At 62.3% G+C, this 18,843-nt stretch carries 16 protein-coding genes; 5 read left to right on the top strand and 11 right to left on the bottom strand.

Going from position 1 to position 18,843, the window contains the following annotated elements:
* Positions 1-170: 170 nt before the first annotated feature.
* From B0I00_RS12620 to B0I00_RS12585, 9 genes are all read right to left on the bottom strand, one after another.
* Positions 171-1,340, bottom strand: coding sequence for an OprO/OprP family phosphate-selective porin (locus B0I00_RS12620; protein WP_157812561.1), 1,170 nt, complete (start codon positions 1,338-1,340; stop codon positions 171-173).
* Entirely contained in the window at positions 1,337-2,167 is an 831-nt protein-coding gene (locus tag B0I00_RS17070) for an alpha/beta fold hydrolase (RefSeq protein ID WP_157812560.1), read from the bottom strand. The genes B0I00_RS12620 and B0I00_RS17070 overlap by 4 nt, the downstream gene beginning before the upstream one ends.
* A complete protein-coding gene (locus B0I00_RS12615) occupies positions 2,164-3,690 on the bottom strand; it encodes an ABC transporter transmembrane domain-containing protein (protein WP_269800243.1) in 1,527 nt (508 codons plus the stop codon). Before B0I00_RS12615 ends, B0I00_RS17070 begins: the two co-directional genes overlap by 4 nt.
* 58 nt (positions 3,691-3,748) lie before the next feature.
* The gene (locus B0I00_RS12610) at positions 3,749-4,792 is read right to left on the bottom strand and encodes a P-loop NTPase family protein (protein WP_100867713.1); all 1,044 of its coding nucleotides are present in this window, start codon (positions 4,790-4,792) and stop codon (positions 3,749-3,751) included.
* Between the two features lie 293 nt (positions 4,793-5,085).
* The gene (locus B0I00_RS12605; protein ID WP_100867712.1) at positions 5,086-5,580 is read right to left on the bottom strand and encodes a hypothetical protein; all 495 of its coding nucleotides are present in this window, start codon (positions 5,578-5,580) and stop codon (positions 5,086-5,088) included.
* Positions 5,580-6,407 carry an FAD:protein FMN transferase gene (locus tag B0I00_RS12600; protein WP_157812558.1) on the bottom strand — a complete coding sequence of 276 codons (828 nt, stop codon included), beginning with the start codon at positions 6,405-6,407 and terminating at the stop codon, positions 5,580-5,582. Before B0I00_RS12600 ends, B0I00_RS12605 begins: the two co-directional genes overlap by 1 nt.
* A gap of 2 nt (positions 6,408-6,409) precedes the next feature.
* Entirely contained in the window at positions 6,410-6,958 is a 549-nt protein-coding gene (locus B0I00_RS12595) for an FMN-binding protein (RefSeq protein ID WP_100867711.1), read from the bottom strand.
* A gap of 13 nt (positions 6,959-6,971) precedes the next feature.
* Positions 6,972-7,892 (bottom strand): DUF6662 family protein, encoded by a 921-nt coding sequence (locus B0I00_RS12590; protein ID WP_198519232.1) that lies wholly within the window; start codon positions 7,890-7,892, stop codon positions 6,972-6,974.
* An 18-nt stretch (positions 7,893-7,910) separates the two neighbouring features.
* Complete coding sequence (locus tag B0I00_RS12585; protein ID WP_157812557.1) at positions 7,911-9,314, bottom strand: porin; 1,404 nt, start codon at positions 9,312-9,314, stop codon at positions 7,911-7,913.
* A gap of 444 nt (positions 9,315-9,758) precedes the next feature.
* On the opposite strand from B0I00_RS12585, the gene B0I00_RS12580 reads away from it, so the two are divergent.
* Entirely contained in the window at positions 9,759-10,667 is a 909-nt protein-coding gene (locus tag B0I00_RS12580) for an aldo/keto reductase (protein WP_100867709.1), read from the top strand.
* Positions 10,668-10,760: 93 nt separating this feature from the next.
* Here B0I00_RS12580 and B0I00_RS12575 read toward each other — a convergent pair whose 3' ends face one another.
* Complete coding sequence (locus tag B0I00_RS12575) at positions 10,761-11,321, bottom strand: NADPH-dependent FMN reductase (protein ID WP_100867708.1); 561 nt, start codon at positions 11,319-11,321, stop codon at positions 10,761-10,763.
* Positions 11,318-11,656 carry a GNAT family N-acetyltransferase gene (locus B0I00_RS12570; RefSeq protein ID WP_100867707.1) on the bottom strand — a complete coding sequence of 113 codons (339 nt, stop codon included), beginning with the start codon at positions 11,654-11,656 and terminating at the stop codon, positions 11,318-11,320. The genes B0I00_RS12575 and B0I00_RS12570 overlap by 4 nt, the downstream gene beginning before the upstream one ends.
* A 1,023-nt stretch (positions 11,657-12,679) precedes the next feature.
* Here B0I00_RS12570 and B0I00_RS12560 point away from each other — a divergent pair.
* Genes B0I00_RS12560 through B0I00_RS12545 form a run of 4 tightly spaced genes read left to right on the top strand, consistent with a single transcriptional unit; the run spans position 12,680 to position 18,643 of the window.
* Positions 12,680-13,909: a TolC family protein gene (locus B0I00_RS12560; protein ID WP_100867706.1), complete on the top strand. Its 1,230-nt coding sequence runs from the start codon at positions 12,680-12,682 to the stop codon at positions 13,907-13,909.
* The gene (locus B0I00_RS12555) at positions 13,906-15,141 is read left to right on the top strand and encodes an efflux RND transporter periplasmic adaptor subunit (RefSeq protein WP_100867705.1); all 1,236 of its coding nucleotides are present in this window, start codon (positions 13,906-13,908) and stop codon (positions 15,139-15,141) included. The genes B0I00_RS12560 and B0I00_RS12555 overlap by 4 nt, the downstream gene beginning before the upstream one ends.
* Positions 15,138-18,260 carry an efflux RND transporter permease subunit gene (locus tag B0I00_RS12550; RefSeq protein ID WP_100867704.1) on the top strand — a complete coding sequence of 1,041 codons (3,123 nt, stop codon included), beginning with the start codon at positions 15,138-15,140 and terminating at the stop codon, positions 18,258-18,260. The genes B0I00_RS12555 and B0I00_RS12550 overlap by 4 nt, the downstream gene beginning before the upstream one ends.
* The gene (locus tag B0I00_RS12545; RefSeq protein ID WP_100867703.1) at positions 18,257-18,643 is read left to right on the top strand and encodes a copper-binding protein; all 387 of its coding nucleotides are present in this window, start codon (positions 18,257-18,259) and stop codon (positions 18,641-18,643) included. The genes B0I00_RS12550 and B0I00_RS12545 overlap by 4 nt, the downstream gene beginning before the upstream one ends.
* The last annotated feature ends 200 nt before the right edge of the window (positions 18,644-18,843 follow it).

The following is an 18,843-nucleotide window of genomic DNA, read 5'->3' as shown; positions in this document are numbered from 1 at the left end:
CAATGACCGCTGCGGCCGCCGGCTGCAGCGGTCATTGCTAGGCACTAACTTGCACACGTCCGACCCAACCAAGGATGTTCAATCCGGCCACCACAATCGACGCATATCCGCATCGGGCGGGTTCGCGAGTGATCGCTCCTCTATGGAACAAGGCTGGATCGCGTTGTCGCTCAGAAGCTGACCTGCAATCTTGCAACTCCTACCTTGTTGTCGATGCTCGGGACGATGCCGGGAAAATCGACATGCGAGTCGGTGTAGTCGACCATGACGCGGAGGTTGCGATTGAGGTACCAATTGGCTCCCGCCGTAATCGCACGGCCATCACCCCCAGCAATTGTGCCGTCAGTCAAGCCAAGCCGACTATAGCGCGCCGCGAGTTCGACCGCACCCTTGCCCTTGCGCAGGCGTGGGCCGTTGAAGACACCCTGGCTTTCCGAATAATCATACCGACCACCTGTGATCAGCCAGCTTGCCTGGACCGTCTGGCCATTGAAATTCAGATCGGAGCCAAGAACCCGATCGATTTTCACGCCCGTCGCGTACCCTTGCACCAACACCGGCCCGAAGGAAACGGCGGCTTCTCCAGTCCATGCGGTCAAGTTGTCGAGGTCGCCGATCCCGCCGCTCGCCATCAGGGTTGGGGCAAGTTTGCTGCCAGCGTCGGCCGAGAAACGGATCGATTCGGTTGCATTGAAGGTTCTATGTTCGCCGGCGACGCCGAAATGCAGCATTGTACCGCCGGACTTGACCGGCAAGAACGTCAGACGTCCTGCCACGCCATCGCCCCGTTCGGCAGTGCGTCCATCCTCGCTGTCGAGTGCATCGGTAAAATAGCCGGCGCTGGCCGACCAGCGATTGCCATGGGCCGAGAGTGAACCGCCAAGGCCGAAGCCCGGGGCCAGAGTGGAGGCAAGCGAACGCTCGGCAAATGGTATCGTATTGGAGCTTTGCAGATCTTCAGAGCTGAACGGGACCGTAAAATTGCCCCCTCTGATCACTACATTTTTGACTGGCTCGATCTGCAACCAGACGTTGCGCCAGCCTGCGGTGTTGCCGGCAAATTCACGATCGACCCGGAAACGCACGCTCTCACCGATCTGTCCGGACAGCTCTACCCTGGCTCTGCGAAAATCGGCGTCGGTTATGCGGCTTTCGCCAGTCGCTGGATTATCGAACACTGCCGCATCAACGTGAATTCGGCCACCAATATTGAGTTTGATCGGCCCGGTTTCGAGGGTGATGCCACGGTCATCGACCGTCACGTCGTCCTTGGCGAATGCCGGCGCTGCGGCAAAAACAAGAGTCGATAGCGACGCAACGCATATTGTTGTCTTTTTCAATTTTCTTCTCCTGAATCTGTTGCCGGATATCCCAGCAAATTGAATACCAATGGGCCCAGGCCGCGCCGGTGGGCGCTTTCGAAACTGTGTCGCGTCCTGGGCAGGACTGTGAACGAACTCTCGGCATTGACGTCCCAGCTTTGCATGGCGCGAAACCAGTTGCGCGCCCGCGCCAGGCGATTTGTTCCCTGGCTGCGGTCAAGACCTGGCGACCTTCGCAGCGCGGCGTCGTCGAGTGAATCGCGGCGTCCAACCATTACATGAAAGGTAACCGCGCGGATGGCAGCGCTGCTAAGCGCTTCCGGAGCCCCGGCCAGGCCATAGGGCCACCGTTTTGCAGGGTCTGGCATCGTGTACCAACCGGCGGAAACCGGGATGCAAGTCCGCACTTTCTCAGGATGGAGAAACGTGAACCTATGCGCAAATTGCGCCCCACCCGAAAAACCGAAGATGTCGATGCGATCGGCCGGGACGCCGAACTGAACGCTGACGTAATCAAGAATTGCCAACAATGTCAGATCGGATTGGGGACCAGATTTTCGGCTCCGAACCTGCTGATACTGATCGTAACTTGCGGTCGGAAAATAGGGTGCAATCAGCGGAATCCCGAGCAACCGGGCTGCCGGCGCGAACCGACAGAGAAGCTCGATCGCGTTGCGGGATATACCGTGGACCAGAACAAGCGGTGTCTGCTGGCCGGAATATGTCGAAGGGACGATGGCGTAGAACATCGCGTCGGGCGCGCCGGGCAGCCTGAAGAACTTCGGATTGTCGAACACTTTGCCGTCGCGATTGGCCGGAACGACTGAAAGCCGGACCGTCGTCATGTGTTCACCTCCCGTTGGTGTGGCGGGACCAGGCTCAAGGGGCCTTTCGGGGGCTGCGCCGTCTCCGTCAGGCCGCGCGGATCAATATCCCAGCGCTGCGTGGCAAGATTGCGCAGTTCGGCGTGATCTGTTGTCATCAGCACGACGCCCGGGTGATCGCCAACTTCCTTGATCAGCAATCGGTAGTCGTCGCGGTCCAGCTCGGCGCCGGACAATTCGAGAACCAGGATTGGCGGGGTGCCGAGCAGCGCACGTGCCAGCAAGATGCGAACTGTTGACTGATCGCGCGCATCCGGATCGAAGTCCAATCGCAATGCCAGTGAATGGACCTCCTCGCGGGTCGCCTGTGGTGCCCGGTAGCGAACGTTGTATCTTGTGCTTGCCCGCAGAAGCGGCAATTCCGGGCTGTAACAGCCGATTATTTGGCGTCGCCGCCGGGCGCTCATTTCAGAAAGGCAGTGATTGCCGTAAAGCAGCTTGCCGCGGTGCGGTTTTGCCCGGCCGGTCAGCGTTCGGAATAGCGCTCGGCGCAATTTCGCGTCGCCATCGACTAACACGATCTGGCCATTCTGGGCGGTTGCGCTGGCCGGACGCATACCGGGTAGCAACTCTACCCGATCGAGAGCGAGGTGGGCATCGACTGGCCTTTCAATCGGGCGATCCGGTCCAAACTGCATGCGGGGAAGCGAAAGTAACGCTTCGATACGCTCGCGCGAAACACGACCGGGGATCATCAGTTGCCCCGCGCGCGCCAGATCGCGCAGCACCAGCCCAAGCAGGCCAATCAGGACGAACTGTCCCGCAATCTGGCCAGATGAACTGCCTCCGGCCAGTTCCGCCACGACAAGCATCATCAGTGTGACTGCCAGAGCGGGAAGCCCATGTAGAAAGCCCGTTAGCCAGGCGCGGCTCAGCACGGCGGATGTCAACTTCCCGACACGATTGCGCAGTCGGGCCCTTTCGCTCGGAAGCCTGCCACTGGCCTGTACGGTTGCAATCGCCGCCAAACGTTCGGAGGCAAACCCGGCCACCCTGCCTCTGGCGCGCCGGACATCGCGCACCGCCCGATCAAGTGGCCGCAACAGCAGAACGCCGGCGGCAATCGCAGCCAGTACCGGGACAAGCAATGCGGCCGCAACGACCGGAGAGGCTGTTGCCATCCATGTCAGAAGTCCCGTGATGCCAAGCAGCGCGATGGCTCCGCGCATGATCCCTTCGCTGACCCAAAGCCGCAATGCAGTAAGATCGCCGACGAAGGCCTGGAGCATTGCACCGTGCCGGCGGCGTTGCAGGGTATCACTTTCAACAGAGAGAATGTGTTCGAACAGGGTGTCCCGCACCTCGTTGACGTAGGCTTGCCCAAGACCCTCGCAAAGCCGACGCTGGACCCCATCAAGCAGCAGGGCGCAAAGCGCAACTCCGGCAATCGCCGGCAAGGCCCAGCTTGCCTTGAGGCGTCCGTCAATCGCAAGGTGCATCCCGCGGGCAGCGAAAATGGCTGCCGCAAGCTGCGCGATCGCCACAACAAGGAGCGCGGCGAGCTGGCCGCCCCGCCCATTGGCCAGCAACCGAGGCAGAACTTTAGCCAACCAGACAGACCGGGTCTGCGGCAAAGGCTATTTGCGGGGCGATCTCGCGATTGCGCAAGCAGGCTTTGGTGTAGACGGGAAGGCCCAGCCTGGCTTCGGCTTCCCTGCTGGCCAGAGGCGAGGCGCTGACCTGGCCGGATATTCCAAGAATGCGATGTCCGCGAAGCTCCAGCCAATCGCGCCCGCCAACTGCGCTCAACGCGTCGCCCGCTGCGAATACTATGCCATCGATCGCCGCGCGAAACCTGGCTGATTCCAGAAGTGCCCCGGTTTCGCGCTGGAACAGTCCGTCGGCTACTTCGATCACCACGACATCGGGCCGGCTTGCGGCACAGTGGGCGATGAGTGACAGGGCAATACTTTCAATCGTAGTCAGGTCGAGTCCGGCGGTCGAGGCATGACCCATATCGGTAAAATCGTGAACCGATCGCGCGCCTGAATCGAGCATGCTCCAGACATCCAGTCCTGAACCGGTCCCGGTAACCTTTGCCGCCTCAACGATCAGCCCCGCCCGGGACAGGCCATAGATCAGGCTGGAAGCCGTTGTGGTCTTGCCGGCATTCATCGTGCTGCCGGCAATCACCACCACCCGGGGCGCGGACAGCGGAATTTCGCAGTCTGGCAGGGCGAACCGGGCAAGGTTGAGCACGTCGCCGTGCTTGTCGGCGATAAGGCCGATCGGCGCTATCCGGGTCGGACGGCCAGTTGCGGCATGACGCGCGATGACGTGGGCCGCCACGCCGCCGCTGGCAACAAGATCGCATTCACCAAGCCCATCGGGCACACTCGCCTCAAACTGGTCGGGGGCATAGCGAGCGCCATAGGCGACGATTATTTCGTCGCCTTCGTACAGGTGCATCCGCCGACCCTGGGGCGATTCCAGACGCGTGTGCTTGCCGATCGATGTTACCGCCGCGAGAACCAAATCGCCCGCTCGCGGCGTTCCATCGCGGACAAGGTTGGTCGCGACCGAGAAATCGACCCTGCGGGTCGTGAAGGCGCATTTTGCGGATTTGAGCCGCGAACGCCGAAGCAAGTTTCGAGGCCCCGCCTCTCTCTCGTCGCACTCAGTCGGCGCGGCGCGAACGCCCCCTATTACCTTGTACATCGCGACCCCTTTGCCTTTATAATCAACCCGCTTGCAGATCACGTTATGACCGAAGGGTTAACATCGATCTGAGCATTGAAGTTAAATTATTGCACTGCAATACGACCAGATGTGCATCGGCTAAGACGATTGCACTCGGTGCGGGATCGGCTGGAAAACCGAAGCGCGTTTCCTTTGGGCAAGTGGGAACGCACGGTGCGTACTCGAACATTCTGCAAATTTCAGATCTGTGCTCCCGGACTCGCAACGCGGTCTCGACCGCTTCCGGCCTTTCGCCGCCGCACGAGCAAGCCATTGAGGTAATGCCACAAGAAAACGGCTGGCAGGACTAGGCCGATGATCCAGTGAACCATGCTTGTCCAGTCGCGCACCAGTTCGTCGCCGACGTAATAGAGCATGTAGCCGCTGGCGATCAGCACGCCGAGGACCGCGCAAAGCGCGATGCCAGCGATCCGCTGGTGGACGTAGGCCCAGCCCTTGGGAATGTGCACGACCAGCATTCCGCCGATCCCGAGAAGCGCGGGTATCAGAACCAGACCGTGAAGCTTCATCATCCACGGTTCGAGCGGGTTCATCTCCGGCCCGAACTCGCCTGGTTGTTGACCATAGTAGTGAAGCAAGAGCCAAGCCGCGCCGCTCAGCCACAAGGCCACGCCGCTGAGGCTGAGTAGCCAGATCTGCCAGCCGGCAAGCTTGGCGGTGCGCCGATGAACCATCAGGCGGCCTTTTCGAGCGCGGATTCGCGCAGGATCCGCGCGCCGTAGCTTGCGGCAATCCACTGCGAGCTCGCGGGCGCCGCGATGGCAACCTTGGTCAGGGCGTCGGCGATCACGCAGCGATCCGCGATAACGCTGACCCGGGTGGGGACCGCCACCGGCGCGCGGCCCGCGCCGAAGTGCGGGGCGAAAAGGCGGCTCTGGCGCCGGTGGCTACTTCCGGCATTGGCGGAACTCGCGATGGCGCAATCGGCCAGAGCAATCCGTTCCCGCACCTTTCCATCACCGTCGCGCAGGCCCACGGTCCAGTCGCGCGCGCCGAACATCCGCAAGTCGCCGCCTGCATTGACCAGGCCTTCGGTGACACCAGCAGCCTCTAGTGCGGCAACTGCCCGGTCGACGGCAAATCCCTTGGCTATGCCGCCAAGGTCGATGAGCATCGGCTCATGGCAGCGGACCCGGCGGTCATCGACGATCTCAATGTCCGCCGACGTTCCCGAACAGTGCGAAGCCTCCGGCCCCTCCGGCTGGGGAAGAAATCCGTCACGAACCAGTTCCCGGCCGATCGTGACATCGAACAGACCGTTCGTGTTGCGATGCAGCTCGAGCGCGATCCCCAGCACTTCCAAGGTCTCGGGCGCGACTTCGACGGCTTCGCCGGGACCTGCGTTCCTGAGCATCGCCAGGTCGCTGTCCTCGTCGTGGAACGACATGCGGGTCTGCACCTGCGCAATCGCCGCAAATGCACCGTCGATCGCTCCCGCCCCTGCGTCCGGAACGGTGATCTCGACGAGCGTGCCGAGTAGGGGCTGGCAGCGGGTTTGCACGCCTATCGCACCTGCGCCAAAGCGACCGCGTGAATGGCGAGGAGCCTCTTCACTCCGTCGGTGATGTTGCGCGAGGAGAGCGTCGCTCCGGAAATGTTTGGGATGTCCTGATTGAGCTTGAACTTGTCGCGCACGGTTTTGCCCCGGAACAGGCTGCGCCACCGAACATCGCGGACCTGCCCGCCTTTGCTTTCGCGGTAGCTCAGAATTTCGACCCCGAGCACGTGTCCGTCGGGCGATATGCCGGTGGCATAGGTGATATACTCATGCTTGCCGATCACCTCATCGACGATCACCCAGCCAGCCAGCCTGCCGCCCGATGTTGCGCGCCACACGCGCGGTTGGGCGGTGCGCTGGGGAACCCCCGATATCTGACGGATTTGCGTCAGCTGCGCAGGAGACAGGGTCACCGGAAAGGCCGCGAAGGCGTCAGCCTGCGGAACGAGGATATGCTGTGCCTGCGCCACCGTCAGGTAATCGGCGGCGATCGCGCTCGACGAGGCGGCGAGCACCGGGACGGCGAACAGGCTGGCCCATGTGAAGCGTGTCATCGAAAGCTCCCAATCAGAAATTGATGCCCAGCTTGAACCGGAACTCGGTCTTGGTCTTCTCGATCAGATGCAACCCGGTGTCGGTCTGCCCGGGGTAGCGTTCGCCGCCGCCCTTGATCTGCGGGAACCAGGTGAGCGTGGCCCAGAACTTCTCGCCGCCATAGTGGATCGTCGGTCCGGCAAACAGCGACCAGCGTTCCTGACCGACTTCGGTCTCGTATTCCGAGGTATAGTGGGTTTCCGCACCGACGAACCAGCCCGGCGCGACGCGGTAGCTGAGGCCGGTTCCCGCGCTGAGCTCGATCTCCATCTCGGGCGTGGTCGGCCAGTCGAAGCCCGCCGGCAGGTTGGCAATTGGCGCCCGCGTTTCGTGGCCGGCCTTGAGGCCGAGATTGCCGACCCAGACGATCTGGCCCTGGCGGAAGTACTTCTGCGCGGCGATCACGACTTTGCCCTCGTACTCGGTCTTGAGCTGGCCGCTGTGCGGATCGAGCCGCTTCCATTCGGCCGAGGTAATGACGGCGAGCCCGAAGTCGTCGAGCGCGGGACTGAGTATGTTGAACTTCGACTTGACCTCGAGCCCCGAAAAACGCGGCCCCTTGTCGATCGGCGCTGGCAGATAGCCGTCGATCAGCAGGCCATTGGTTTTGATCGTGAGGAAGCTCGCGGCGGCCGAGACGGTGATCCGGTCGGTGACGCCATATTCGCCCTCGATCTCGGTATCGAGCGCCCGGTAGGTGCCTTGCCCCTTGTCCGAGCGCAGCGTGTTGAAGACATAGATCTCACCGGAACCCTTGGGCAGGGTTTCGGCGCCGGTGTTGTAGCCAAACAAGTTCTCGTCGGCATGGGCCGCGCCCGGAAACGCCGCGACAGCGCCCAACGCGAGGAAGCCGGAGAAGAGATTGCCGCCGAAACGGCCATGGAAGATATTCATGCTGGATTCGCCTCGTGGTCAGAACATGTAGCCAATGCCAAGATTGATCCGATCGTTGGCCTCGTTTTCGAAGAACTTCTGGTAGTCGATCTTGACCACCACCTCACGCAGCGGGTGAAACGAGAACCCACCGGTGAATATCCGGTCGCGGTTGACCGGATCGGAGGCCAGCCCCAGCGGCAGTCGCGCCTGGCTGTCGAACTGCTCGTAGCGCACGAACGGGTCGAGGGTGGCGACACTGCCCAGCGGGATGCTGTAGGCGCCCTGAATATACCAGCCGTAGAACGCCGAGGGAGCGACGGGCAGATCGGCGCCGGTGGCGGTGTTGTAGTTTTCGACCACAGTGCCGAGCGCGGCGGACCGGCTGATCGTGCCGTGCGCGTAAAGGGCCTGGAGATCGAATCCGCGGTGCTGCCAGCGGCCGTGGACATCCCACAGCGTGACCCGCGAGGTAACACCCGCGAAATCCGGCAGGCTGTTGTCGGCCTTGAAATCGGCGTTGTTGTGGGTGGCGTTGCCGGTGAAGGCCGCGCCGCCGAGCAGCAAGCCCGGAATGCCTTGGTACTCGAGCGAACCGTAGAATGACAAGCTCGACGCCTTGGCGAGCTGGAGTTCCTGGTGTGATCCTGCGAGCGGTGCGCCGGGATCGTCGAACCTGGCGACATTGAAGCCGGTCGTGACGCCGACATCGTAACTGAGGCCAAAGGGTGTAATGCCATATAGACCGATCCCGCCTTCGCGCCAGGTCGACGGGATGATCCGCGTCTCGACCTCGTTGCGCTCGACCCCGTAGAACACCGGCGGCTCGTGATTGCGGTTGAGGAACCCGAACGGCATCAGGAACAGGCCGGCCTTGAGGTTCGCCGCAGGGCTGAAGGAGTAATCAAGGTAGGCCTGCTCGATCGCGACCTCGCCCTGGTCACCCGAACTGGCGACGGCATGCTCGACCTCGATTTCGCTGGTGAAGCTCAACTTGTCGCTGAACTTGTGGCCAACGAACAACACCAGGCGCTTGAGATCGGCCTGGTTGCGGCTGCTGTCCTTGAGATAACCGTTGTAGGTGATCTCGCCGTAGCCACCGATGGTCGTGTCCGAACCAGACGCGGTGACCGGTCTCGTGTCGCCAACCGCAACCGTGGGCTGTGAGGCTGTGGACGGCGCAGCGCTTCCGGCTGCGGTCGTTGCCGAGATCGCCGCGGGTTGAGCCGGGGAAGCCGCCGGCGGTTGGATCGTCGCTTCGATGCGTTGCAGGCGGGCCTCCTGCGAAGCCAGTTGCGCTTCTTGAGCCGCCAGTTGCTCCTTTTGCTTGGCAACCTGCGCCCTCAGCGACAGGATTTCGGCATCCTGCGAGGCCTGGTCCGCCAGCGCGGGTGTAGCGCTCGACAGCGCGGTCGCCGCCAGAAGCATTGCAATTCTGCGCATTAGGTTCGCTCCCGAATGGTGTAAACGGGCGCTACGTTATATGAGAATGATTCGCAATAGCATTAATAGCGAAGTGGATCGCCGCTGGGCAGGAGCTCGGGCAAGATCAATCGCATGGTGTCCGGTCTTGCCCTATCCGAAGAATTGAACACCTGATTTCCGCGATTGATTGTGCCGGCACAGGAGAGGCCGATCTATCAGCCGTGTTCTAGCGGCACCGATGTCCACTGCAAACGAATGCGGAGCCAGCCACGCACGAAATCGATTGCATCAACACCAACATCGCAACAAGTGCGTCCTGGGCGATCGACGCCGGCTGCGTAGGGTTCCAATGCGCAAGCTTGTTCGGCGCTCTTTCATGCCGAGACACGCCGTTGCGCGCCTCATGGCATGCCATGTTGCAGCACCCACAAGGCTTTCGCCTGACCATCACGGAGGTCACCCATGAAGCGCCGCAGACTTGGCAAAACAGGACTGGACATATCAGTCGTTGGACTAGGCACCTGGCAGTTTGGCGGCGAATGGGGCCAGACCTTCGCGCCCAAAGACGTTGCGACGATCATCGACAAGGCAAAGGACCTGGGAATCAACTTCATCGATACGGCTGAGTGTTACGGTGACCACTTATCCGAATCGCTGGTCGGTCAAGCAATCGAGCGTGACCGCGCATCGTGGATCGTTGCAACCAAGTTCGGTCATCACTTTCACGGCCACCTCGACCGCAGCGAACGCTGGTCGCCGCAGCAGGTGATCGAGCAGCTTGACGCCTCGCTGCGGGCGCTGCGCACCGACTACATCGATCTCTACCAGTTTCACTCGGGCGACGATGCGGCTTTCGACCAGGACGAATTGTGGACGATGCTCGACAAACAAGTAAGCGCCGGCAAGATTCGTTATCTTGGCAATTCAATCGGTGACAATCGTAATGTCTACCAGACAGCGCGTTCAACGGACGTCGGCGTTTCGGTCATCCAGGTGGTCTACAATCGCCTCGATCGTGGCCCCGAGGACGATATCTTCCAGTCGGTCCGCGAACAGGACCTGGGGCTCCTGGCCAGAGAGCCTCTCTCAAATGGCCTGCTGTCGGGCAAGTACGCGCCTGGCTCCACATTCGGCGACTTGAGCGACTGGCGTTCAACTGCTTGGCAGGCCGATGTGCTGCGCGACAAACTTCGCGCCGTCGAGCGGATCCAACGCGAGGAAGTCCCCGCCGGCATGTCCGTCGCCGCCTGGGCCTTAGCATGGGCGATTAAGTCGCCAGTCGTTACAGCGGTTATTCCAGGCTGCAAATCTGTGGCGCAACTTCAAGCCAACGCGGAAGCCGCCGCACTTGAGTTAAGTCCGCTATCATAGCTCAAGGTGATTTCGCTACCTGACAAGACGAATTACGCAATTTGAACCCCATTCGGTTCGTGCAAACGCCGACCGGCAATTGCCACTTCGAGATCAACGGGGACTCTTGGTCATAAAGTCGGTGAACCCTGCCAGATATAGACGGAGTTGCTCGCGCATCTCGGGGTCGGAGATGGCCCCGTCTGCATCGAAGATCTGGCCGGCGCGCGAGACCATCAGGCGTCCGCCAGTCCATAGCTGTACCCCAAGGGTGCGCAGGACGGGCAACCAATGGTTCTGCGAGAGGATCGTTCCGAAACCTCCTGGTGAGGCACCCATCAGGGCAAAAGGGCGTCCCTTGAACACGCGGCCAGCGTCTCCGGGTGGGCGCGAGATCCAGTCGATCGCATTCTTGAATACGCCGGGGATTCCGTTGTTGTACTCGGGCGTCGCGAGAACCACGCCGTCCGCCGCCGCGATGGCCTCCTTGAGGCTAATAACGGCGGCAGGAATGCCATGCGCTGCCTCCTCGTCGCCATCGTAAAGCGGAATGCCGTGAAGGGTCCGTACCTCTAGCGACACCCCGTCAGGGAGAAGCTCCGCAATGTTGTTGAGCAAAGCGGTATTGTAGGACGCTCGGCGCAGGCTGCCAGTTATGCCGACCAGTCGAATCACGGCTCACATCCTTTCACAATGGCGGGCGTTTCCCCCGGAGCGACCGTCATGACGTCCTGCCACTCGGGATGCTTGATGTAACGTGCCCGAACATATGGACATATCGGAATAATGCGGAAGCCCGACTCTCGCGCGTCGCTGATCAGGTAGTCCACGAGAGCGGCGGTTGCACCGGTGCCTCTGAGCGCATCGGGAGCCTCGGTGTGGTCGACGCTAATCAAAGCAGGCCCACGGCGTGTGAACGTAAGCTCTGCGAAAGCATCGATACCATCGATTCGGGCGACGAAACGGCCATGGCGGCCGTCTTCTTTTTTTATGATGGCGATGGAACGCATATTCCAAGCCAGCTCTCCCCTGGACCGGGCGGTCTCGCTCCCGAACGAAGGTCCGCCACTGGGTGAGTCAAACTTAGCACACCATAGCAGTCAATTTCGCGCGAACAGCCTCGGTGACCGCAGAATCAGATGAATTGACTCGAACCCACAACGCCATGTTATAGCGGTACCCATGAAGCGTTGGCTTACCATGGCTCTGCTCCTGACTGCATTGTTTGGCCTGATCGGCCAAGCTACAGCCTTTGCGCATGCCATGCCGGCCGCGAAGTTCGACCGGGCCGTCGCCGCCGCGCCGATGGACCCCGATTGCGCTAAGATGGTGGGGCTGACCAAGCCGGCTCCGCAACCAGTGAAACCATGCAAGGGAATGACACCGGACTGCGCTGCCAAGATGGGCTGCGCCGTGCCTTTTGCACTAATGCCGCCAGTGGCGTCCGGTCCGGTACCTGATTTTCGCGCTGCACTCCTTGGCCTTGTCCCGGCAACGCCGCTAGTCGGCCGCGACACCGGTCCTGAGCCGGAACCACCCACACACCTTGGCTGAACCCCAGCGGCGCACTCGCGAACCCGTGTTCGCGGCGCGTCACCTCGCAGTTCAATCAAGGATTACCGACATGAAGACTATTTTGACGCTCGCTGCCGTTGCAGCGGCACTCGCAGGCGCTTCCGTTGCTTCGGCGCACCAAACCGCCGGTGGCCATTGGGAATGGCAATCCCGCCCGACTCCCGGACCCAACAAGTCCAACCTTCCGTCTCAGGTTCGCGTCTGGGTCAGGGACAGCGGCACCGCAATGGCGAACTGCAACTGCGCCATGATGAAGATGAGCGCGGCTGACTGCATGATGGATATGCCGGGTAAGCCCAAGGCTCCATCGGCCGGCTAAGGCGATTGCCTGGCCGATAACGAAAAGCAAGCTGGCCAGGCGCGTGTCGCCGGCGAGGTGTTTCCATGCTTCGCCGGCGCACGTTTGCCGCAGAATGCTCTCACGTTGCCGTCCGGGCTCTGCCGATCAGGAGGGCTCCATGCGAAAGATCTATCTGATGCCGCTGCTCGCGGCGCTTCCGGTGGCGGTGTTGGCCGAACCGCTGACGTTCGACGCCGCGCTTCAGCGCGCGACAACCACTGCACCGTCGGTGCAGGCTAGCGCGGCCGGTGTCGATGCCACCCGTTCGGCGTCGATTGCGGCCGGTCGGCTGCCCGATCCGACCTTGTCGGTGGGCGTAGACAATTTTCCGGTTTCGGGACCGCCCGCCTTCACCTTGAACGGCGACAGCATGACTATGGCGCGGATCGGTGTCGAACAGGGATTTCCCAATCCTGCCAAGCGCCGCGCTCAGCGCGGGCGCGCAGAGGCGGAGATCGGCGTGGCCGAGGCCGATCTGGCGGTCGAGACGCAAAATATTCGGCTCGAGACAGCGCTGGCGTGGATTGACCTGTATTATGCCAAGCGGCGGCTCGCCCAGCTTGACCTGCTCAACGACAGTCTGATCGACTTGCAGGCAACCATCAGTGCGCGTCTCGCTTCGGGCTCGGCTCGCCCCAGTCAGGCGCTTGAGCCCGAGCAATTGCGCGCGGCCGTTGCTGACCGGCGGGCTGAACTCCAGGCAGACGTCGCGAAAGCACGGGCCCGGCTTGCCCGTTTGACGGGGGATCCCGATGCCGATGTCCTCGGCGATGCCCCCGTTCTGGAGGTCGATGGCCCGGCATTACGGGCGCATGTCGCTTCACTGCCACGCCTGCAGGCGCTCGATGCCCGGGTCCGGACAGCCGATGCCGATGTCACACTGGCCCAGGCCGACAAGCGGCCCGACTGGCGGGTCGGCACATCTTATGGCCGACGCGATCCAGCCTATGGAGATATGGTGTCGGTCACGGTCACGGTTGATCTGCCGTTCTTCGGCAAGCGGCGGCAGGATCCCCTGATTGCAGCGCGCGAGAGCGATGCCCGCCGCGCCGGGCTGACCCGCGAGGCTGGGGAAAGGGACATTCTGGCCGATCTCGACGCCGACCTGGCTGACTATGCCCTGCATCTCCAGCGACTGAAGAACGCGCGCGAGACACTGGTTCCGCTCGCCAAGCGCCGGGCCGAACTCGACATGGCAAGCTATGGCGCAGGCAAGCTCGATCTTGGGAGCGCACTGCTCTCGACCCTCGCCTTGGCCGAAGCCGAGGTCGATGCCTTGTCGCGCGAGGCGGATGTCGCGCGCGATGCAATCCGGATCAATTATACCTATGGGGAGATGCGGCCATGAGCATGGACGCGACAACGGCGGTGCGCTGGCGCGCTGGATTGATGGCCGCGGTGCTGATCGCGGGCGGCGGCGGATACTGGCTCGGACAACGCGGCGGATCGGGTACCGAGACCGGTTCCGGCCAGACCGAACGCAAGGTTCTCTATTGGTACGATCCGATGGTTCCGGCCGAGCACTACGACAATCCCAATTCGCTGTCGTCGATGGGAATGAAGACCCAGCCCAAATATGCCGATGACGGTGCAGCCGCAGGCGCCACACCCGAAGTGACTATCGATCCGGCGGCTATGCAGAACCTCGGCATCCGTGTGGTTCCAGCAAAGGTCGGCAGCCTCGCCGGGGCGCTCAACGTAACCGGCAGCATCGACTTCAACCAACGCGATGTCGCAATCGTTCAGGCGCGCTCGGGTGGCTTCGTTGCCCGAGTCTATGCCCGCGCGCCCGGTGATGTCATCCGTGCCGGGGCGCCGATCGCCGATGTGCAACTGCCCGAATGGGGCGGCGCGCAGACCGAGTTCCTTGCGGTCAAGCGGCTTGGCAGGCCCGATCTCACCGCCGCAGCGCGCCAGCGGCTCAAGTTATTGGGCATGTCCGACGGCTTGATCGCCAGCGTCGAGCGCAGCGGGCGAACCAACAGCACGATCTCCATCACCTCACCGATGTCAGGGGTGATCCAGACGCTCGACGTCCGCGTCGGGATGACCCTGACTCAAGGCCAGACCCTGGCCCAGGTCACCGGCATCGGCACGGTGTGGCTCAATGCTGCCGTGCCCGAAGCGCAGGCAGGTCTGGTTCGGGTCGGTCAAAGTGCGAGCGCGACTCTCACTGCCTTTCCCGGCGAGGCCTTTGGTGGACGGATCATCGCGATCTTACCAGCTGCACAAACCGACAGCCGGACGATCACGGCCAGGATCGAACTCGCCAACCGAGGAGGACGTCTGCGTCCCGGCATGTTTGCGCAAGTCGCGCTCGGCGGAACGGGCAGCACGGCGCTGCTGGTGCCGAGCGAAGCAGTGATCCGCACCGGGACACGCACGATTGTTATGCTTGCAATCGGCAATGGTCGCTATCAGCCCGCAGAAGTCCGCACTGGCCGCGAAGGTGGCGGACAGACCGAGATCCTCGAGGGGCTGGCCGTCGGCGAGAAGGTGGTCGCCTCGGGGCAATTCCTGCTCGATTCGGAAGCGAGCCTGACCGGGATTCCTGCCCGCAAGCTAGGGGCGACCAAGTGATCGAATGGATCATCCGCGCCTCGGTCAAGGCACGTGGGCTCGTCGTCATCGCAGCGCTTGTGCTGACGGTGATTGGCATCGGTGCAGTGCGGACCACACCGGTCGATGCGCTACCGGATCTTTCCGATGTTCAGGTCATCATCCGCACAACATATCCGGGCCAGGCACCGCAGATTGTCGAGAATCAGGTCACCTATCCGATCACCTCGACGATGCTGTCGGTTCCCGGTGCGCGCGTGGTGCGCGGCTATTCGTTCGTTGGCGACAGCTTCGTCTATGTGCTGTTCGAGGATGGCACCGACCTATACTGGGCGCGCAGCCGGGTGCTGGAATATCTCAGTCAGGTGCAGGGGCGACTGCCGGCCGGTGCAACTGCTTCACTAGGACCCGATGCAACCGGCGTGGGCTGGATCTACGAATACGCGCTGGTCGACAAGACTGGCCAGCATGACCTCGCCCAGCTCCGTTCGATCCAGGACTGGTTCCTGCGCTACGAACTAAAATCGGTTCCGGGCGTGGCCGAAGTCGCCAGCATCGGCGGCATGGTCAAGCAGTATCAGGTCGTTGTCGATCCGCAGAAACTCGCCGCCTACGGTGTTACGGCGAATGATGTCGCCGACGCACTCAAGCGCGCCAATCAGGAGACGGGCGGCGCGGTCGTCGAAATGGCTGAGGCCGAATATATCGTCCGCGCCTCCGGCTACCTCAAGACACTCGAGGATTTTCGCGCCGTTCCGGTCCGCAGCGCGGCGGGCGGCATCCCCGTCACCATCGGCGATGTCGCGACCGTCCAGATCGGCCCCGACATGCGGCGCGGCATTGCCGAGCTCAATGGCGAGGGCGAAGTCGCGGGCGGCGTTATCGTCATGCGTCAGGGCAAGAATGCGCGCGAGGTGATCGAAGGCGTCCGTACCAAGCTCGCCGAACTCAAGGCAAGTCTGCCCCCCGGGGTCGAGGTCGTCACCACCTATGACCGCTCGGGCCTGATCGACCGCGCTGTCGAAAACCTTACCGGCAAGCTGTTCGAGGAATTCCTGATTGTCGCACTCGTCTGCGGCCTATTCCTGTGGCACGCCCGTTCGGCACTGGTTGCAATCCTGACCTTGCCGCTCGGTATCCTGATCGCGTTCATCGTCATGCGGGTCCAGGGCCTCAACGCCAACATCCTCTCGCTAGGCGGCATCGCCATCGCCATTGGCGCAATGGTCGATGCGGCGGTCGTGATGATCGAGAACGCCCACAAGCACCTCGAGCGCTGGCCGCACGACAATCCCGACCACGAACTGAATGGTGAAGCGCGTTGGCGCGTCATTACCGACGCGGCGGCAGAAGTCGGTCCGGCGCTGTTCCTCAGCCTGCTCATCATTACCTTCTCGTTCATCCCGGTCTTCTCGCTGCAAGGTCAGGAGGGGCGGCTGTTCGCGCCGCTGGCCTTCACCAAGACCTACGCGATGGCGGGCGCGGCGCTGCTGTCTATCACGCTGATCCCGGTGCTGATGGGCTGGCTGATCCGCGGGCGCATCCCGAGCGAGGACAGCAATCCGATCAACCGCTTCCTCACCCGCATCTACCGCCCTGCTCTCGATTGGGTGCTGGCCAAGCCCAAAAAGGCGCTAGTCATTGCCGGGCTGGTGTTCGCCTCCAGTCTCTGGCCGATCAGCCAGACCGGTGGCGAGTTCATGCCGCAGATGAACGAGGGCGATATGCTCTACATGCCCTCTGCGCTGCCGGGGATTTCGACGGCAAAGGCGGCCATGCTGCTCCAGCAGACCGACCGGCTGATCAAGACCGTTCCGGAGGTCGAAAGCGTGTTCGGCAAGGCGGGCCGCGCCGATACTGCCACAGACCCTGCGCCGCTCGAAATGTTCGAGACCACCATCCGCTTTAAGCCAACGAGCCAATGGCGCGCGGGCATGACGCAGGAACGCTTGATCGAGGAACTCGACGAGACCGTCAAAGTCCCCGGCCTCGCCAACTTCTGGATTCCGCCGATCCGCAACCGGATCGACATGCTGGCCACCGGCATCAAGAGCCCGATCGGGATCAAGGTCTCGGGGGCGAACCTCGACGACATCGACCGCACCGCGCGCGAAATCGAAACGGTAGCGAAGACCGTTCCCGGAATCAGCTCAGCGCTGGCCGAACGCCTCGCAGGCGGGCGCTTTATCGATGTGACAATCAATCGGGCAGCGGCAGCGCGCTACGGCCTCAACGTCGCCGATGTGCAGGCCGTGGTGTCCGGCGCGATCGGCGGCGAAGCGGTCGGCCAGACAGTCGAAGGGTTGGCCCGTTATCCGATTAACGTCCGCTATCCGCGCGAAATCCGCGACAGCGTGGATGACATCGTAAACCTGCCGGTCCTCACCCCCTCGCGTCAGCAGATCACGCTCGGCACGGTTGCCGATATCCGCGTCAGCAATGGCCCGCCGATGCTCCGCAGCGAGAACGGCCGGCCGGCCACCTGGGTCTATATCGATGGGCGGGGCCGCGCACTCACCGAGATCGTGGGTGACCTGCAGCGCACTGTCTCCCAAAAGGTCAAGCTGCCTCCCGGAATCAGCGTGGCCTATACCGGCCAGTTCGAGTTCCTCGAACGCGCGACCCAGCGCTTGAAGATCGTCGTTCCGGCAACGCTGCTTATCATCTTCGCGCTGCTCTATGCGACCTTCCGCCGCTGGGATGAAGCCGCGCTGATCATGGCGACGCTCCCGTTCGCGCTGACAGGCGGTGTTTGGCTGCTCTACCTGCTGGGGTTCAACCAGTCGGTCGCAACAGGCGTCGGGTTCATCGCGCTGGCAGGCGTGTCGGCAGAGTTCGGGGTGGTCATGCTGATCTACCTCAAATCGGCGCTGGCCGAGCATAGCGATGTCGAAACCGCCGTTCGCTCGGGCGCACTGCTGCGCGTCCGCCCCAAGGCGATGACGGTGGCGGTGATTCTTGCGGGCTTGTTCCCCATCCTCGTCGGCACCGGCACGGGATCAGAAGTAATGAGCCGGATCGCCGCGCCGATGGTCGGCGGGATGCTCTCCGCGCCCTTGCTTTCGATGCTCATCATCCCCGCCGCCTACCTGCTCATGCGGCGACGCACCCAAGTTCAACACCAAGGAGAAGCAACATGAAGAAGGCCATGATACTAACCGCGCTGATCGCGCTGCCGGTCGGCCTGTCCGGCTGCGACAAGAAGACCGAAGCACCGAAAGTCGAAGCACCCAAAGCCGAAGCGCCCAAGGCGGAAGCAACGACTGATAATATGTCGGGCATGACTATGCCTGCTGGCTCCATGATGGGCAAAGGTAGCGGAACCGTGACCGCCATCGATGCCGCAACCGGAAAGATCACCCTCGATCATGGCGCAATTCCTGGCGTTGGCTGGCCCGCAATGAAGATGGGATTTTCGGCCAAGCCTGAATTGCTCAAGAGCGTGGCCGTCGGCGAAAAGGTCGACTTCGATGTAACTGTTACAGGAACTGCCGGGGAGGTAACGGCGATCAGGAAGCAATAGGCCGGTTGGGAGTGCTTCTGCAGGTTGAGGCTGCCGGTGGAGCGTTCGCCTGAAACCGGCGAATCCCTTTGCCGGGATTCGCCGGTTCGCGGCGCGAAAGGGTCGGGGGCCGCGTGATCGAGGCGGGCGGTTCGTGCGCCATGCGAAACTGGTATGAGATGGTTTGGCGGTTGCACTCTGATTTCGTCATTGCGAGCAGT

The organism is Novosphingobium kunmingense, from assembly GCF_002813245.1.
Lineage (GTDB): Bacteria > Pseudomonadota > Alphaproteobacteria > Sphingomonadales > Sphingomonadaceae > Novosphingobium > Novosphingobium kunmingense.
This window is presented reverse-complemented; position numbering and strand designations above follow the sequence as displayed.

Coding starts and splice junctions, on each gene's coding strand:
- B0I00_RS12595 (WP_100867711.1), bottom strand. CDS start 6,958: ATGACACGCTTCACATGGGCCAGCCTGTTCGCCGTCCCGGTGCTCGCC.
- B0I00_RS12580 (WP_100867709.1), top strand. CDS start 9,759: ATGAAGCGCCGCAGACTTGGCAAAACAGGACTGGACATATCAGTCGTT.
- B0I00_RS12605 (WP_100867712.1), bottom strand. CDS start 5,580: ATGGTTCATCGGCGCACCGCCAAGCTTGCCGGCTGGCAGATCTGGCTA.
- B0I00_RS12555 (WP_100867705.1), top strand. CDS start 13,906: ATGAGCATGGACGCGACAACGGCGGTGCGCTGGCGCGCTGGATTGATG.
- B0I00_RS12585 (WP_157812557.1), bottom strand. CDS start 9,314: ATGCGCAGAATTGCAATGCTTCTGGCGGCGACCGCGCTGTCGAGCGCT.
- B0I00_RS17070 (WP_157812560.1), bottom strand. CDS start 2,167: ATGACGACGGTCCGGCTTTCAGTCGTTCCGGCCAATCGCGACGGCAAA.
- B0I00_RS12570 (WP_100867707.1), bottom strand. CDS start 11,656: ATGCGTTCCATCGCCATCATAAAAAAAGAAGACGGCCGCCATGGCCGT.
- B0I00_RS12545 (WP_100867703.1), top strand. CDS start 18,257: ATGAAGAAGGCCATGATACTAACCGCGCTGATCGCGCTGCCGGTCGGC.
- B0I00_RS12560 (WP_100867706.1), top strand. CDS start 12,680: ATGCGAAAGATCTATCTGATGCCGCTGCTCGCGGCGCTTCCGGTGGCG.
- B0I00_RS12590 (WP_198519232.1), bottom strand. CDS start 7,892: ATGAATATCTTCCATGGCCGTTTCGGCGGCAATCTCTTCTCCGGCTTC.